This is a genomic window from Pseudomonas sp. GL_117 (genome assembly GCF_057835125.1).
The window spans coordinates 3,196,098-3,211,334 of record NZ_CM174418.1 but is presented as its reverse complement, the minus strand read 5'-3'; the positions used below and the strand labels follow the sequence as shown (position 1 = coordinate 3,211,334).

Genomic DNA, 15,237 nt, shown 5'->3' with positions numbered 1-15,237 from the left:
CCGACCGGCCTCCTTGAGCTGGATGAAAGCTCCTTTACTGTCAGAGTTATTCATTCCTCGATAGTTACAAGAGGGCCATCGAGGAATGTATATATCGCTATTCCTGGTGTCGAGCCAAGCACCCATTCAGCAATATGCATACCTTCCGGCGCTTACCCGAAAGACCCAAATGCGCAGAATCCATATGCTGCTCAATTTGAGCCCCAAGTTGTTTCGGGTGGGGTTTATGTTTGGTTTGGTAATAGGTATTACACCGACTCAGCTATGGCTCTCGGCTCCCAAAGGCTGCTGGTTATGAGGTATAGGTAAATGTCCTATGGCATTGAGTTTAGGAACAGCAATGATGTGGTAACTCTTGATTCTGAATTTTCAAGATTGGTTGTTTTGCAGAGAGGAAGATACTCTGGCGGTGCTACTTTTTCACCACCAATCACTACCGATGAGCCTCCGCTGGTTTTTGTAAGGCCCGATGCATCATCCACTTTTCAGTATGCAACTATCAGCGGGACGCCCGGGAACTGGACTGGATTCACCTTTATAGGGAATGTGCCGGGCAATTTTTTTGTTGCGGCATTTCAGTCGCGTGAAGTTTCCGGTTATGGTTTTCGGATATGGGATGGACAGTCGAAACTTCTTTTTGATAGTGGCACGCCCTGCGCCCAATTCACTAGAACGATAACGCAATGGACGTATCTTGGCTCAAGCAACACCTCGCAAGGACAGACGAAAAGTAGTTGGGCCGCTTATTCACCCGTTGATACTGGTGACTATATGCTGATAAATAATATTGGTATGGATGTTTGTGGGTCTTCGGGGTATGCAAAGCTCTACTGTACTTGGGAGTATGAGAATAATCGAATTGTTCCCTTTATAGTTGGCGTATCAAACTCTGTGCATTTTTATATTCCAATATCTTTCGCCAAGCCAATATCCTAAGTAAGGCGGCTTGTTGGCGTTCAATATCCGCCAAGTGCGGATTTTTATTGTCTGGAGAAAAACATGCCATGGTATAGAGCCGGCACCGTTGCTGTAACTTTGAATTCCAATACCGTTACAGGTACTGGCACATCCTTTGTTGCCAACAGCCGAGTAGGTGATGCGTTTCTCGGCCCTGATGGCGGCTGGTACGAGGTCACCAACGTTGTCAGCAACACGGTGCTTTCGATCTCACCGAATTATCGTGGAGCGACGAACGCGGCGGGGGGCTACTCCCTCACGCCTGTGCAGGGTTACACCAAGGACCTGGCAGATCAGGCCCGGGCGATGATTCAGCAGTGGGGCAGTACTCTGGCTGGTCTGGGCTCGGTGTCCACCGAGAATGTTGTGCCTGTCACAAAGGGCGGCACTGGATCAACTACAGCTGCCGGCGCCGGCGCCGCGCTCGGCCTGAAAACTGGTGCATATGCTGATCTGGTCGGCATCGTGACGTCTGGCGCGATATTTGAAACAGGTACAAACGCAAACGGTACCTACATCCGATTCGCAGATGGCACGCAGATCTGCTTTGGATTGGTTACGCGCACCTGTGCTGTAACGAACGTAACCGGGTCGCTTTTCTACGGTTACGCGGCGACGATTACCTTCCCGTCTGCCTTTATCGCTGCACCGACATTTATGTGCCAGTCCTACAGTTCAGGGGTTCTAACATGGGACGGTAATGGTGGCAGTACGACAAGCCTTGGCGTGCCTATGATGCTTTCGTCTGCCTCCGTGGCCTCTCGCAATTTCAGCTGCAATTACTTGGCGATAGGTAAATGGAAATGATCATTAACCTGGTATCAACCCGTTCCGATGCGAGTCTGGAAATCTTCAAGCGCGGCGATTCGCTGACCATCAATGGTGTTGCTCTTGATTTCGGTCCCCTGCCGGACGGGGCAACGCTTCCTGCCGAAGCCGTGGATTGTGAATGGATCAACGACGCCGTCGAGCGTGTGAATGGGAACCTGATCGTAACGATCACCATGCCCGTCGGCCCGTGCGGAGGCCAGGCCTCATGGTACCCGGCCAGTATTACGAACCCGCCGGACGGGCGCGTTTCGCTCCCAACAGACTTTGATCAGAAACCAGCACTCCAGGAGATCGCGCAATGATCGACTTCAGCCAGGCAGTGACCGCCGAACAGAAGCGCGCTGTTGAATATCAGTCCTCCCTTGCAACCGCCCACTCTCAGCGCCGCGCAGCCTATCAGCAAGAGTCCGACCCGCTGAGACTTGAGATCGCCTACGACGCGCTTGTTCAAGGTGCTGTGCCGGACTTTTCCGCCTGGGTTGAGTTGGTGACGACAATCAAGGCGCGCTACCCGCTCCCGGCCCCGATTGAAGCTTGACGCTCAAACCGCATCCACACCCGCCATGAGCGGGTATTTTTTTGTCTGGAGAAAAGCATGCCGACCACCGAAACCCGTGGGGTACGCAACCGCAACCCCGGCAACATAGACTACAACCCCGCAAACAAGTGGCAGGGCCAACTCAAGCCAGACCCAGACATCGAGAAGCGCTTCGCCCGGTTCGACACTGCCGAGAACGGTATCCGCGCCCTGGGCAAGTTGCTGCTGACCTACCAACGCAAGCACGGACTGAAGACGGTGAAGGCTATCATCAGCCGCTGGGCACCGGCGGTGGAGAACGATACCGCTGCCTACGTGCGCGCCGTGGAGGCGAACACCGGCACCCGGCCTGGGGCGGATGTCGACCTGACCCAGGCGCCGGTGATGGCTGGCTTCGTCAAGGCAATCATCCATCACGAGAACGCCGGGTATGCCTATCCCGACGCGGTGCTGGCGGAAGGCGTGCGGCGGGCGTTGGCATGACGTCCTGGCAGATCTTGGTCGCGATCCTGCTGGCGATGGTGATCAGCGCCGGCGGCACCTGGCAGGTGCAGGACTGGCGCTACGGCGAACAGTTGGCAGAGATCGAGCGGGACCATGCCGTCGCACTCAAAGGCGCCGGCGACGAGGCCAGGAAAGAAGAACAACGCCGCCAGGCGTCAGTGAACAAGGAGGCAAGCAATGCGCGAGAACAGAACAAGGCTGCAGCTGTGGATGCTGGCACCGCTGATGCTGCTGGTGACCGGCTGCATGTCGAAGCCACCCAGTTTGCCGCCACTGCCTGCGGCGATTCCGGAGCTGCCCAGCGAGGCGCGTCAGCCACCCGCGCCGCAATGGTGCTCTCCGACCTGCTCCAACGGGCTGACAAAAGAGCGGGAGAGTTGGCGGTCGCGTATGACCGCGCCAGAATAGCTGGACTTGCTTGTGAGCGAAGCTTTGATTCGATGCGTCAATAAGGGATTGTGTTCTCTCGGCAGGACGCCGTTGGAGGGGGGGCCGTGATTGCGTTAAGGGCTCGTCACGGCTGAGCCCAAGGCATTTCCCAATATGTATCAGGAAATTGTCCAGATCGTAGTTAGGGAAATAAACGAGAATACAAACCCGACAACCAGAGTAACTTGGGCCACTGTCACAGACGAAGAAACTAAATTTTCTCTGTAGAATCGCTTGATCTTAGAGTCGCTCACTCCGAGCTTTCTGAAGTACTCTGCCTCAGCTCTTAGCCCCGATAACACTAAAAAAAGCGATATTAACAGAGCGATTTTGAAAGAAATTATAAGCCCAACTGCATACATGCGACGTCCCTATTCTCTATCTATCATCCCCTTACACCATGAGGATTGTGTGGGTATGGTATCGCTATCTTTTGCTAAGTACAACGGCGTCTTTGTTGGTCGCTCCGTTGATTCTCTGACCCTTTGGCGCCTTCTCTATGGCGCTTGGTTATTTCCGCCGGCCTGCCTTGCCTGCGACAGCGGGGCGATTCTACAAGCGAACGCAGGATGTGTCAGGTTTGTGGGTTGGTGTTCGTCGGCAGGACGCCGATGGCAGGAATTGCGGAACAGCTTCAGAAATTGCGGAACAAAAACACTAAGGGCCTGCATGAAGTATCTCATGCAAGCCCTTGATATATATGGTGCCCGAACCCGGAATCGAACCGGGACGCCCTTACGAGCGGGGGATTTTAAGTCCCATGCGTCTACCAGTTTCGCCATTCGGGCGGTAGCGCGTTGCAGCAGGGTTGGGAATATATAGCCCCGGACGCTTCGGTGCAAGTTCGAATAGCAGGTTTGTTACACCCGAGAGGCCAGAAAAAACCCCGGTAGATCAGTGATCTACAGAGGATTTTTGGCGTGACTCCAAGGTCGCTCGATACGCGCGGGTAGGCCTGTTCAACCCTTGGGCATGGGGTTAATCTGCCACGCCCCCAATCATAAAAAGGAAGCAATGATGAGCGTCGAAACCCTGCCGCAAGAGGGCGGCTGTCGCTGTGGCCGCGTGCGTTTCAGCCTGGGCCTGGAACCGGTGATTACCATGGCGTGCCACTGCACCGGTTGCCAGAAAATGTCCTCCAGCGCGTTCTCCCTGAGTGCCTTGGTTCCCGCCAGCGGCTTCACCGTGACCCAGGGCTGCCCGGTCATTGGTGGGTTGCACGGGGTCGATCGCCACTACTTTTGCTCCCATTGCATGAGCTGGCTGTTTACGCGCCCCCATGGCATCGACGAGTTCGTCAACGTGCGCGCGACCTTGTTGGATAACACCACTGCCTACGCGCCCTTCATGGAGACCTGGACCTGCGAAAAACTGGCCTGGGCAACGACCCCGGCCGTCGAAAGTTTTGCGCAATTGCCCGAGCCCCAGGACTTCCCGCGATTGTTGCAAGCCTACGCGGTGTTCAAGGCGCGCTGACGCTAGTCAATCAACGCCAACAGGTCGGTGTCGCCCACATCCACGCCGGCCTGGGACAGCAAGGTGGTGGCCTGGCCGCGATGGTGGGTCTGGTGATTGAAAAAGTGCAGCAGCAGGCTGAAGAAATCCTTGTCCGCTGCCACGCCGCGCATGTTGTGGTAATGCAGGCGGTGATCGAGATCGGGCTCACGCACGGTGTGCGCCCAATCGATGATCATCTGATCCAGCCAGCGACGTCGAGCAGTGAGTTCGCGCAGATCAGCAAAGGCCAGTTGTTTCAGGTCGCCTGGTGTGGCTACCCCGTCCAGCGCAGCCAAGGTTGTGTAGCGTGCGGGGTGCCGGGCAAAGCGCTTGAGCCACACCGTGTCGCCCAGGGCCAAGTGGTTGAGGGTGCCGAGGATTGAGCCGAAAAACGCCTGGCGATCCACGGCCAGCTGCGCAGCACTCAGTGTGCCAGCGGCATCGTAGAGCTTGCGGTTCATCCACTGGTTGTAGCGGGCCATCAGCGCGACGTGCTCGATCCGGTTCACGTGGGTTTTCTCCTGAAGGCGCGGTGGCGCCATCATAAGCTGTGCCCGCCCGGCGGTCATGGTGTTCCGGCAGGCGCGGGCTATGGTTGTTAGACGCCAACACTGCGCCCTCGGAGGGTGACACCATGAACACCAGCGATCTACTCGAACAACTGTTGCGCGCCGGGCAAGCGGGCGGTGCCTCCTCGGGCGGTGGCCTGGGCGGACTGCTCGGCGGCTTACTGAAAGGCACCCGCACCGGCAATGCCTCGGCCGGCGGCGGTCTGGGGGATTTGCTGGGCGGCCTCGGCGGCATGCTGGGTGGCGCTACGGCGCGTCCGGCACAGGGACGTGCAGGCGGGATGAATTACGCGGCGCTGGCATCCCTGGGCATGATGGCCTTCCAGGCGTATCAGGCGTGGCAGAGCCAGCAAGCGAGTAAACCGCAGGCAGCCTTCCAGACGGCCGACCAACTCGCCGGCCCTGAAGCCGAAGCCCACAGCCATGCGGTGTTGCGCGCGTTGATTGCGGCGGCCAAGGCCGATGGGCGCATTGATGAAAAGGAGCAGCAGATGATTTCCAATGAGCTGCGCCAGCATACGGACGACACGCAGCTGCAACAGTGGCTCGACACCGAAGTCGCCAAACCCCTGGATGCGGCGGACTTTGCCGAATTTGCCGGCGACCCGGCAGTGGCCGCCGAGGTGTACCTGGCCAGTGTGATGCTGGTGGACGATCAGCAGGACGCTGAGCGCAATTATCTGGATGACCTCGCGGCGCAGCTGCAACTCGACCCACAACTGCAACTGCACCTGGAGCGCCAGGCCAAAGCCTAGAAGCGCAACGTGGCGCCGGTGGTCAACCATTGGTTGCGCTCACCGATCAGGCTGCGCCCGACCACCAGGTCCACATCAAGCAACTCGCCGAGGTGCACGCGCGGCCCGGCCTGCCAAGCCTGATCGCCGCCTTGCTGACCGTAGCGTTCGGCGATCAGCGTCAGCCACTGCGCCGTCTGGTACTCCACCCCCGTGCCCCAGGTCGGGCGGTGGTTTTGCTCACCGTCGTCGTAGGCATGCGTCCAGCCCGCGTTGAGGTTCAGGCGCAGCGCCTGCACGGGTTGCCAGGTCAGCGGCACGTTCAGGTCCGCGCCATCAAACGCGTGCCGACGGTCAAGGGCGAGGTGCGCCCCGGCCGATACGGCGATCTGCACGCTACTGCGCGACAGCACCTGCGCCTTGAGCTGCGGGTTGGCCTGAGTTTCACCGCCGGCCCGTGACAGCGCCGCGCCCCACTGCACTGACGGCAAGCCGCTGAAGGTGCAGGCGGGCGATAGGGTTTCACTGTGCGTGCTGCCGTCGTGGCGGTTGGCAGTGAACCAGGCGTCGACGTTGCATTCCCCCGGCGCATTGATCGCGCCATCGTCGACGACATAAGCCCCGCCGGCGGCATGGGCCTTGGACAGCAGCGCAATGATCAGCAGCAAGGCCAGGGTCAAACCGATGAAAATCAGGTTGCGTTGAAGCGCGCGGCGCTTTGCGGGCGGCAACAGCAACAAGCTGTGACGCACGTCGCGAGCATGACGCGCGCGGTATTTGGCGAAGCCGTCCCGGCGCTTCGGGGTGTGTTTGTTGTGCATGATGCACCTCCCTTGAATTCAGCTTTCTACGGTAAGCACCGAAATGCCGCTGGCTTTGGCCTGGCACACCAGCTCCGAGGTGTCGTCACCACCCGGCAGGGCGATGACCACGTCGGGGCGGCTGTCGGTCAGCATGAAATGGTTGCGCTGGCGTTCCGCCTGCTTGCCGTGGCGCTGCCAGTTGGGCGGGTAGCGCACCACGTCGATGCCGAGTTCCCGCGCCCATTCCTCGACGTCACTGCCAAGGAATTGGTTGCCGCCGTGGATCAATACCTGCACCGGGTACAGGCGGTGGTAAGCGTCCAGCACTTGGCGGGACTTTCGGGTGTCAGCGTAATGACGACCTGCACAGATCAACACGCGCATATTCGAATCCTTGTGATGCACGGTGACGGCCGGGCGACCGCCACCGTTTGAACGGCGGGGATCAGTACCACTGCTTGAAGCGGCGGATGTAGATCGTTTTCATCAGTTGGGCCACGCAGCAGTAGCTGAGCAGGGTGCCCACCAGCCATGGGAAGTACGCCAGCGGCAGCGGTTGCAGGCCGACCAGGGTGCCCAGGGGCGAGAACGGTACGTAGATCCCCAGCGCGATCACCACGCAGGTCATCATCAACACCGGCCACGCGGCGGTGCTTTGGAAGAACGGGATCTTGCGGGTGCGCAACATGTGCACCACCAGGGTTTGCGAGAGAAGGCCCTCGATAAACCAGCCGGACTGGAACAGGGTCTGCATTTCCACGCTGTTGGCGCTGAACACGTACCACATCAGGGCAAAGGTGGTGATGTCGAAGATCGACGAGGTCGGCCCGATCCAGATCATGAAGCGGCCGATGTTTTTCGCATCCCACTTGCGTGGCTTGGCCAGGTATTCCTTGTCCATCTTGTCCCACGGCAGGGCCAACTGGGAGATGTCGTACATCAGGTTTTGCAGGAGCAAATGGATCGCCAACATTGGCATGAACGGGATAAATGCACTGGCCACCAGTACCGAGAACACGTTGCCGAAGTTGGAGCTGGCGGTCATGTTCAGGTACTTCATGATGTTGCCGAAGGTTTCGCGGCCCTTGAGCACGCCTTCTTCGAGCACCATCAGGCTCTTTTCCAACAGGATGATGTCGGCTGATTCCTTGGCGATGTCGGTACCGCTGTCCACCGAGATACCCACGTCGGCGTCGCGCAGTGCCGGTGCATCGTTGATGCCGTCGCCGAGGAAACCCACGGTATGGCCGTTGGCTTGCAGGGCCTTGAGCACACGGGATTTTTGCAGCGGGGTCAGCTTGGCAAACACCGTGCGTTCTTCGACGCGGCGCAACAGGGTGGCGTCGTCCATCGCTTCGATTTCCGCGCCGAGCAGCGGCTGGCCAGGTTCAAGGCCGACCTGACGACAGATCTTGCTGGTGACCACGGCGTTGTCGCCGGTCAGCACTTTTACCGCTACGCCGATTTGTTGCAGCGCGGCAATTGCCGGGCCGGCGGTTTCCTTTGGTGGGTCAAGGAAGGTCAGGAAGCCCTGGATCACCAGGTTGCGCTCATCGGCGGTGGTGTATTGCTGGCGGGACAACGCCTTGGGAATATTGCGCGTGGCCACCACCAATACGCGGAAGCCGTCTTCGTTGTAGTCGTTGGCCAGCGCCAGCAATTCGGTGCGGCGGCGCTCATCCAGCGGTATGGCGTCACCGCCCTCCATGACGTGGGTGGAAATGCTCAACATCTCCTCAACCGCGCCCTTGCACACCAGCAACTGATCATCGGCGGCGTCCTTGACCACAATGGACAGGCGACGGCGCACAAAATCGAACGGCAATTCATCGACCTTGCTGTAGGCAAACGGCACCTGAAACTTCGGGTTCTGCTCCGAGAACTGCACGACGGCCTGATCCATCAGGTTTTTCATGCCGCTTTGGTGATGGCTGTTGAGCCACGCCAGGGACAGCACCGCATCATCACGTTGGCCGAAGGCGTTGACGTGGTGTTCGAGGATGATCTTGTCCTGGGTCAGGGTGCCGGTCTTGTCAGTGCACAGCACGTCCATCGACCCGAAGTTCTGGATCGCGTTGAGGCGCTTGACCACCACCTTGCGCTTGGCCATCGCCGTGGCGCCTTTGGCCAGGTTGGCGCTGACGATCATCGGCAGCATTTCCGGGGTCAGGCCCACGGCAACCGCCAGGGCGAACAGGAACGCATCGCCCCAGTCACCCTTGGAGAAGCCGTTGAGCAGGAACACGATCGGCACCATCACCAGCATGAAGCGGATCAGCAGCCAGCTGACGCTGTTGACCCCACGGTCGAACGCGGTCTGCACCCGTGAGCCGACAATCGCCTTGGCCAGGGAGCCAAAGTACGTGCGCGAGCCGGTGGCGACCACCACGGCGGTGGCGCGACCGCTGACCACGTTGGTGCCCATGAAGCAGATGTTCGGCAGGTCCAGCAGGTTACCTTGGTCGGCGGCCAGGGGCGCGGCGGACTTTTGTGTGACGTCGCCGAGGGTGTCGTATTTTTCCACCGGCAAGGCTTCGCCGGTGAGGACCGCCTGGCTGATAAACAAGTCGCGGGACTCGATCAGGCGGATGTCGGCCGGGATCATGTCGCCGGCCGACAGCTGCACGATGTCGCCGGCCACCAGATCGCGCATCGGCACTTCACGCAGGGTCGGTTGGGCGCCGACCTGTTCGCGGCGCAGTACGGTGGCGGTGGTGCGCACCATGGCTTTCAAGGCTTCGGCGGATTTCGCCGAGCGGTGCTCCTGCCAGAAACGCAGCAGGCTGCTGAGCATGACCATGGTCATGATAATGATGACTTTGGTCAGGTCGACCTCTTCACCGGCTTGCAACGGCAGCCAATAGTCGGTGACGAAGCTGATGCCGCCCAGGGTCAGTAACACGTAGATGAACGGGTTGTTCAGTGCTTGCAGGAACTGGACGATGGCGTGTGGCGGCTTGTCATGGGCCACTTCGTTGTAGCCCTCGCGTTGCAGGCGCGCTTGGGCATCCAGTTCGGTCAGGCCGTCCCGGGTGGCGCGTACGTTGGCGAGTGTGGCCGACAGACCGTTGTGGGCTTCGCGGGCGGCGCGCATCGACAGTCTGGTGTCGGCGTCGCTGGTTTTTTTGTTGTGCAGTGGCGTGTTTTTTACGGCGCTCATTTGCTGTACTCCTGTCGCCAATTCTCGACAAAACATACCCGGTACTTACCTGCTGACAGGCGAGCGAAAGCATGCCGAGCCGCGGACTTCGCGATCGGTTTAAATAAAGTGTCTGGGCAACGGTTGTTGCGGCGTTAATTAATTAGCGCGCAGCGAGTTACAACTGGAATAGTTCATAAAGAACTCCAGGGTCATAATCAGTTAGTTGCTGTTTCCAGCGGGTTTAAGCGGCGCGTGCGCTCACGTAAAGACCCAGGCTGGAAACCTTCGGTCTCTGTGGATCTTGAGGGTCGGCGTGATCCCAGTGCTGCACCAGTTGGCCGCTGTGTGGGCAGATACGCCAATGCGCCAGCGGATGCGCCGGACGCACTTTGGGGGAGGGTGTGGCAAAGGCCGAGCGGCCCGCGGAAAAACCGCCAGGCGTGCGGCACAGCTTGGCGCGCAGGGCTGCGGCCAAGGTGCGAACATCATGTAAAACAAAGGCTTGGAAGGTCATAACACACCTCGGGACCGGACGGGCGACCGGCGAGGCAGTTACGGTGGAGCATCGAGCTCTAGCGCAGCTTACCGGACCGGGGAGGCGAGTCCTGTCATATTCTGGGTTTGGCGCCCGATGCCCGCAAACGCGGTGCTCGGACAGCGACTAGATACTGTGTCCATTGGCTTCTTTTGTGAGGTTTAAAAAAGGCCCCAGTTGCGGGCAGGGGCAATCTACTCAGGCAGTTACAAAATGTCAACGCATGATTAATTAAAATGCCCGGCGTTCAGAGTTCATTCAGACAAGAGGCACTTGGAAGTTAGTCGATATATAACTTTAAATGCCTTGTGCCGCGAGAATGGCCAAGTAGATCAACACCACGCCACAGGCGCCATAACTGACGCGTTGCCAAGTGGGCGATGCATTCTGGCGCAGCAGGTTCACCAGCGCGGCAATCAGGAAGCACGACAGCACTGAAGCCAGCATGAAGCCGGCAAAGAACATCAACGTCTGCCCGTGGCTCGGCGTCGCGCCGACAATGCCCGACAGCGCACTGCCCAAGGCGCCCCAATAGACGATGTTTTTCGGGTTGGCCAAGGAAATCGTCGCGCCGACGGCCAGTGCATTTTTCGCCGAACTGGCTGGCGCGCTGTCGGCGTCCGGCAAATTCCAGGCGTCGAGCAGGCTGCGCACGCCGAGCCAGGCCAGGTACAGCGCACAGGCCACGGTCAGCGGCACGCGCACGGCGTCATGCTGGATCAGCAGTGCAATCCCCGTAAGGCCAATCACCGCCCATACCGCGTCGCCCACCAGCGATCCGATTTGTACCAGCAGCGCCGGGGTAAAACCTTGGAGCAAGCCACGACGCAGGGTCTCCGCCAGCACGGCACCGGGAGATAGGCAAAACACAAAACCAAAAACCAGCGCGTAAAAGAAGATCGTCAGCATGCCCGCGTCCTTTCAGGAAAGTGCGGGAGCATACGCTGCAGATTTCCGTTACAGCAATCCAATGCGCTCAAGTTCCGCCTTCAATTCGGCCGCGCCGAGGCGCGCAAAGGGCAGGGCGAAAAACGCCCGGCAGCGGCACTCGATGGTTTCCAGCGTGGCCTGGAAAGCGGCATTGAGCATGGCTTCGTCGCCTTGCACATCCGAAGGGTCTTCAAGCCCCCAGTGGGCCTTGAGTGCTGGCCCGAAATACACCGGGCAGGCTTCACCGGCGGCCTTGTCGCAGACGGTGATCACCAGATCCGGCGGGCAGCCTTCAAACGCGTCATTGCCTTTACTGTACAGACCCGCGGTGCGGATGCCGGCGGCTTCCAGCGTGCTCAAGCTGCGCGGGAGCACCTGGCCCTTGGGGAAACTGCCTGAACTGATGGCCTCGAAACCCTGCGGCGCCAAGTGGTTGAACACGGCTTCGGACAAGATGCTGCGGCAGCTGTTGGCGGTACACATGAACAGGACTTTCATTTCAGATACTCAAACGCAAGGCCAGGGCGGCAAGGGTGATCAACAGTACCGGCAAGGTCAGCACGATGCCGACCTTGAAGTAATAGCCCCAGGTGATGGTGATGCCTTTGCGCGCGAGGATATGCAGCCACAGCAACGTGGCCAGGCTGCCAATCGGGGTGATTTTCGGACCAAGGTCGCTGCCGATCACGTTGGCGTAGATCATCGCGTCCTTGACCACGCCCACGGCATGGCTGGACTCGATCGACAGTGCGCCGATCAACACCGTCGGCAGGTTGTTCATCGCCGAAGACAGCAACGCCGTCAGAACCCCGGTGCCCATCGCGGCGCCCCATACGCCGTAGGTGGCGAAGGTGTCGAGCCAGGTCGCGAGGTACGTGGTGAGGCCGGCGTTGCGCAAGCCGTAGACCACCAGATACATGCCCAGGGAAAAAACCACGATCTGCCACGGGGCTTCCTTGAGCACTTTGCGTGTGGAGATCTTATGACCCTTGGCGGCAATGACCAGCAGGAGCAGGGCGCAAGCGGCAGAAATCGCGCTGATGGGAATGCCCAGCGGCTCAAGGGCAAAACAGCCGATCAGCAGGATGCCCAACACCCACCAGCCAGCGCGGAACGTGGCGCGGTCATGAATGGCATGGGCCGGTTCTTCGAGGTCGGCCGGGTCGTAGGCCTGCGGAATATCGCGGCGGAAAAACCACAACAATACGGCCAGGGTGGCAGCGACGCTGACGAAGTTCACCGGCACCATTACCGCTGCGTATTCGTTGAAGCCGATCTTGAAGTAATCCGCCGAGACGATATTCACCAGGTTCGACACCACCAACGGCAGGCTCGCAGTATCGGCGATAAACCCCGCGCCCATGACAAAGGCCAGGGTCGCCGCCGGCGAGAAACGCAGCGCCAGCAGCATCGACATAACAATAGGCGTGAGGATCAGCGCCGCACCGTCATTGGCAAACAGTGCCGAGACCAGCGCGCCGAGCAGCACCATATAGGCGAACAATCGTCGCCCGCGCCCACGTCCCCAGCGCGCCACATGTAACGCGGTCCAGGCAAAGAAGCCGGCCTCATCGAGTAGCAGGCTGATGATGATCAGGGCGACAAACGTGCCGGTGGCGTTCCAGATGATGTGCCACACCACCGGAATATCCCCCAGGCTGATCACGCCGCAGGCAAGGGCCAGGATCGCGCCCATCGTCGCGCTCCAGCCGACCCCGAGGCCCTTGGGCTGCCAGATGACCAATACGATGGTGAAAATAAAGATGCCAATGGCGACAAGCATGAATAAAAACTCCGATGGCTCAGCAGCAACTGCTGGCCCGTTGTGGTCGGTCGCCCATTGCATCCAGACGCTCGGCGTCGGTCTGCAACCACGGCAGGTTGGCTTGCAAGGTGATCTCCAGCACTTGGGTGACCCAGGAGGGCAGTGCGGGATTGATGCGGTAGTAGATCCATTGACCCTGGCGACGATCCAGCATCAACCCGCAACTGCGCAATTGCGCCAGGTGACGAGAAATTTTCGGCTGGCTGTCATCCAAGGCATGGATCAGTTCGCACACGCAAAGTTCGCCTTCACGCAGGATCAATAACGTCATGCGTGCGCGGGTGGCATCGGCCAGGCATTTGAACAGCGTGGGAGGGGAGATGAGCTCGGACATGGCCTTGGCCCTATACATATGGAAATTCGAATATACGTATTTCCATATGTATAGGTCAAATCCGGTTACGATTGATATGGATCAACGCTCCTCAAATCAGCCACAAGTGTTTGAAATTAAAATGAAACACGAATGTCCTAAAGTGCCTGCCCATTGCTGATGAAGGAAGCCCCCGCGTGACCCGTGCCACTCGCAACCTGCGCAAGACCCTCGATTCCGTCGCGGAAAATAACGAAACCGCGGCGTTCGACCTGATGCGCGCCGTCGAAAAACTCGGCGATGAAGTGCTGCGCCAGCGCTTGCTCAATACTATTCATCGCTTGAATCAAGACGCCCACGAGTTGCGCGAAGCGCGGGACTCGGTGGAACAGGTGTCTGTGCGGCTCGCCTGAGCAAGATCGTTCAAGACAAGCCCCTCGTTGCGCTGGCATGCTTGTCGACTGTCTGTCGATGAGCTGTTTCCATGCCTACCGCCTTGCCTCATTACGCCTTCGCACGCGGCGCCATCGCCGTCATTCCATTGTCCCTGGCCTGTGCGCCGTGGGGGCTGCTGGCCGGCTCCATGGCCATCGATGCGCAATTCACCCCGCTGGAAGCTCAAGGGTTGTCGGCCATCGTGTTCGCCGGTGCTGCGCAGTTGGTGGCCATTGGCATGGTCAAGAGCGGCGCGAGCCTGATTTCCATCCTGCTGACCACTGTGCTGCTGACTTCCCAGCATCTGCTCTATGGCATGCACATGCGTCCCACGCTGTCGGCGCTCAACACGCGCTGGCGCATGAGCCTGGGCTTTTTGCTCACCGACGAATTCTTCGCCCTGGTCAGCCACTATGATCGCGACACCTTCAACCGCTGGTACGCACTGGGGGTCGGCCTGACGTTCTACATCGTCTGGAATCTGTTCACCCTGGCCGGCATCGTGCTTGGCAAGAGCATTCCCGGCCTGGATCAACTGGGCCTGGAGTTTTCCATCGCCGCCACCTTTATCGCGCTGATCACCCCGGTGGTGCGCGATGTGCCGACCGTGGTCTGCGTGGCCGTGGCGTTGCTGTTTTCGGTCTGGCTGAGCTTCCTGCACTGGGAGTCGGCGGTGGTGGTCTCCGGTGTACTGGGGATGAGCGCAGGCTATGCGTGCAAGCGATTGGGGGTAGGGCAGCAATGATCTTCATCATGATTGTGGCGATGGGCCTGGCAGTATTTCTCAACCGCTATCTGTTTATCGAGCCGCGCCTGCCGGTGCGCCTCAACCGCGGCGCGCGGGAGTTTCTTGGGTTTGCGGTGCCGGGCATGCTCACGGCGATCTGCGGGCCGATCATTTTTCTCGCCGACCACCAACTCAACCTGAGCCCGGCCAACCCGTACTTGCTCGCGGGCATCAGCGCGGTGGCGTTGATGTACTGGACGCGCAACGTGTTGCTCACTGTGCTGCTGAGCATGGCGTTGTTCTATCTGTTGCGCTGGCTGCTCTGACCTCCAGGCGAAAAAAAGCCCGCGGGAGGGCGGGCAGAAGGGAGGCTTCTAAAAATGAGCCCGGCCACTATAGGTGGCGCGTTCTCCCTTCACAGTGAAACTAAATTCATCCCGCCGACAGCAAGGCAGCCCCGTATGGGGC

Annotated in this window: 20 protein-coding genes and 1 tRNA gene; 11 read left to right on the top strand and 10 right to left on the bottom strand. The window is 59.4% G+C overall.

Going from position 1 to position 15,237, the window contains the following annotated elements; all coding sequences use genetic code 11:
* The first annotated feature begins 309 nt into the window (after positions 1-309).
* From AC3ISR_RS14370 to AC3ISR_RS14345, 6 genes are all read left to right on the top strand, one after another.
* On the top strand, positions 310-936 hold the full coding sequence (locus tag AC3ISR_RS14370; protein ID WP_489324267.1) for a hypothetical protein: 627 nt from the start codon (positions 310-312) through the stop codon (positions 934-936).
* A 63-nt stretch (positions 937-999) separates the two neighbouring features.
* Complete coding sequence (locus AC3ISR_RS14365; RefSeq protein WP_489324266.1) at positions 1,000-1,764, top strand: phage tail protein; 765 nt, start codon at positions 1,000-1,002, stop codon at positions 1,762-1,764.
* The gene (locus tag AC3ISR_RS14360; protein ID WP_305390755.1) at positions 1,761-2,090 is read left to right on the top strand and encodes a hypothetical protein; all 330 of its coding nucleotides are present in this window, start codon (positions 1,761-1,763) and stop codon (positions 2,088-2,090) included. The genes AC3ISR_RS14365 and AC3ISR_RS14360 overlap by 4 nt, the downstream gene beginning before the upstream one ends.
* The gene (locus AC3ISR_RS14355) at positions 2,087-2,326 is read left to right on the top strand and encodes a hypothetical protein (RefSeq protein ID WP_226456091.1); all 240 of its coding nucleotides are present in this window, start codon (positions 2,087-2,089) and stop codon (positions 2,324-2,326) included. The genes AC3ISR_RS14360 and AC3ISR_RS14355 overlap by 4 nt, the downstream gene beginning before the upstream one ends.
* 57 nt (positions 2,327-2,383) lie before the next feature.
* The gene (locus AC3ISR_RS14350; RefSeq protein ID WP_489324265.1) at positions 2,384-2,809 is read left to right on the top strand and encodes a structural protein; all 426 of its coding nucleotides are present in this window, start codon (positions 2,384-2,386) and stop codon (positions 2,807-2,809) included.
* Positions 2,806-3,282, top strand: a complete 477-nt coding sequence (locus AC3ISR_RS14345) for a DUF2514 family protein (RefSeq protein WP_226456089.1) — start codon at positions 2,806-2,808, stop codon at positions 3,280-3,282. Before AC3ISR_RS14350 ends, AC3ISR_RS14345 begins: the two co-directional genes overlap by 4 nt.
* A gap of 678 nt (positions 3,283-3,960) precedes the next feature.
* Here the strand turns inward: AC3ISR_RS14345 and AC3ISR_RS14340 are convergent.
* Positions 3,961-4,047, bottom strand: a tRNA-Leu gene (locus tag AC3ISR_RS14340).
* Between the two features lie 229 nt (positions 4,048-4,276).
* Here AC3ISR_RS14340 and AC3ISR_RS14335 point away from each other — a divergent pair.
* Positions 4,277-4,735 carry a GFA family protein gene (locus AC3ISR_RS14335; protein WP_192299988.1) on the top strand — a complete coding sequence of 153 codons (459 nt, stop codon included), beginning with the start codon at positions 4,277-4,279 and terminating at the stop codon, positions 4,733-4,735.
* 2 nt (positions 4,736-4,737) lie between these two features.
* Here the strand turns inward: AC3ISR_RS14335 and AC3ISR_RS14330 are convergent, their stop codons facing one another.
* Positions 4,738-5,265, bottom strand: coding sequence for a DinB family protein (locus tag AC3ISR_RS14330; RefSeq protein WP_489324264.1), 528 nt, complete (start codon positions 5,263-5,265; stop codon positions 4,738-4,740).
* A 125-nt stretch (positions 5,266-5,390) separates the two neighbouring features.
* On the opposite strand from AC3ISR_RS14330, the gene AC3ISR_RS14325 reads away from it, so the two are divergent.
* Complete coding sequence (locus tag AC3ISR_RS14325) at positions 5,391-6,080, top strand: tellurite resistance TerB family protein (RefSeq protein WP_463983780.1); 690 nt, start codon at positions 5,391-5,393, stop codon at positions 6,078-6,080.
* Here the strand turns inward: AC3ISR_RS14325 and AC3ISR_RS14320 are convergent.
* The 8 genes from AC3ISR_RS14320 to AC3ISR_RS14285 form a co-directional block, all read right to left on the bottom strand.
* The gene (locus tag AC3ISR_RS14320) at positions 6,077-6,880 is read right to left on the bottom strand and encodes a hypothetical protein (protein ID WP_489324263.1); all 804 of its coding nucleotides are present in this window, start codon (positions 6,878-6,880) and stop codon (positions 6,077-6,079) included. The two genes, AC3ISR_RS14325 and AC3ISR_RS14320, sit on opposite strands and share 4 nt — an antisense overlap.
* A gap of 18 nt (positions 6,881-6,898) precedes the next feature.
* A complete protein-coding gene (locus AC3ISR_RS14315; protein ID WP_226456866.1) occupies positions 6,899-7,246 on the bottom strand; it encodes a DUF2493 domain-containing protein in 348 nt (115 codons plus the stop codon).
* A 61-nt stretch (positions 7,247-7,307) separates the two neighbouring features.
* Positions 7,308-10,022, bottom strand: coding sequence for a magnesium-translocating P-type ATPase (gene mgtA / locus AC3ISR_RS14310; protein WP_463983777.1), 2,715 nt, complete (start codon positions 10,020-10,022; stop codon positions 7,308-7,310).
* Positions 10,023-10,245: 223 nt separating this feature from the next.
* Positions 10,246-10,518, bottom strand: coding sequence for a hypothetical protein (locus AC3ISR_RS14305; RefSeq protein ID WP_192299994.1), 273 nt, complete (start codon positions 10,516-10,518; stop codon positions 10,246-10,248).
* A gap of 318 nt (positions 10,519-10,836) precedes the next feature.
* The gene (locus AC3ISR_RS14300) at positions 10,837-11,448 is read right to left on the bottom strand and encodes a LysE family transporter (RefSeq protein ID WP_192299995.1); all 612 of its coding nucleotides are present in this window, start codon (positions 11,446-11,448) and stop codon (positions 10,837-10,839) included.
* A gap of 48 nt (positions 11,449-11,496) precedes the next feature.
* Positions 11,497-11,967, bottom strand: a complete 471-nt coding sequence (locus tag AC3ISR_RS14295; RefSeq protein WP_192299996.1) for an arsenate reductase ArsC — start codon at positions 11,965-11,967, stop codon at positions 11,497-11,499.
* Between the two features lies 1 nt (position 11,968).
* The gene (locus AC3ISR_RS14290; protein WP_226456863.1) at positions 11,969-13,252 is read right to left on the bottom strand and encodes an arsenic transporter; all 1,284 of its coding nucleotides are present in this window, start codon (positions 13,250-13,252) and stop codon (positions 11,969-11,971) included.
* A gap of 19 nt (positions 13,253-13,271) precedes the next feature.
* Positions 13,272-13,628 (bottom strand): metalloregulator ArsR/SmtB family transcription factor, encoded by a 357-nt coding sequence (locus AC3ISR_RS14285; RefSeq protein WP_192299998.1) that lies wholly within the window; start codon positions 13,626-13,628, stop codon positions 13,272-13,274.
* A 176-nt stretch (positions 13,629-13,804) separates the two neighbouring features.
* Here AC3ISR_RS14285 and AC3ISR_RS14280 point away from each other — a divergent pair, with 176 nt between their 5' ends.
* From AC3ISR_RS14280 to AC3ISR_RS14270, 3 genes are all read left to right on the top strand, one after another.
* On the top strand, positions 13,805-14,020 hold the full coding sequence (locus tag AC3ISR_RS14280) for a hypothetical protein (protein WP_025856028.1): 216 nt from the start codon (positions 13,805-13,807) through the stop codon (positions 14,018-14,020).
* 71 nt (positions 14,021-14,091) lie between these two features.
* Entirely contained in the window at positions 14,092-14,787 is a 696-nt protein-coding gene (locus AC3ISR_RS14275) for an AzlC family ABC transporter permease (RefSeq protein ID WP_192299999.1), read from the top strand.
* On the top strand, positions 14,784-15,095 hold the full coding sequence (locus AC3ISR_RS14270; protein WP_192300000.1) for an AzlD domain-containing protein: 312 nt from the start codon (positions 14,784-14,786) through the stop codon (positions 15,093-15,095). Before AC3ISR_RS14275 ends, AC3ISR_RS14270 begins: the two co-directional genes overlap by 4 nt.
* Positions 15,096-15,237 lie beyond the last annotated feature (142 nt).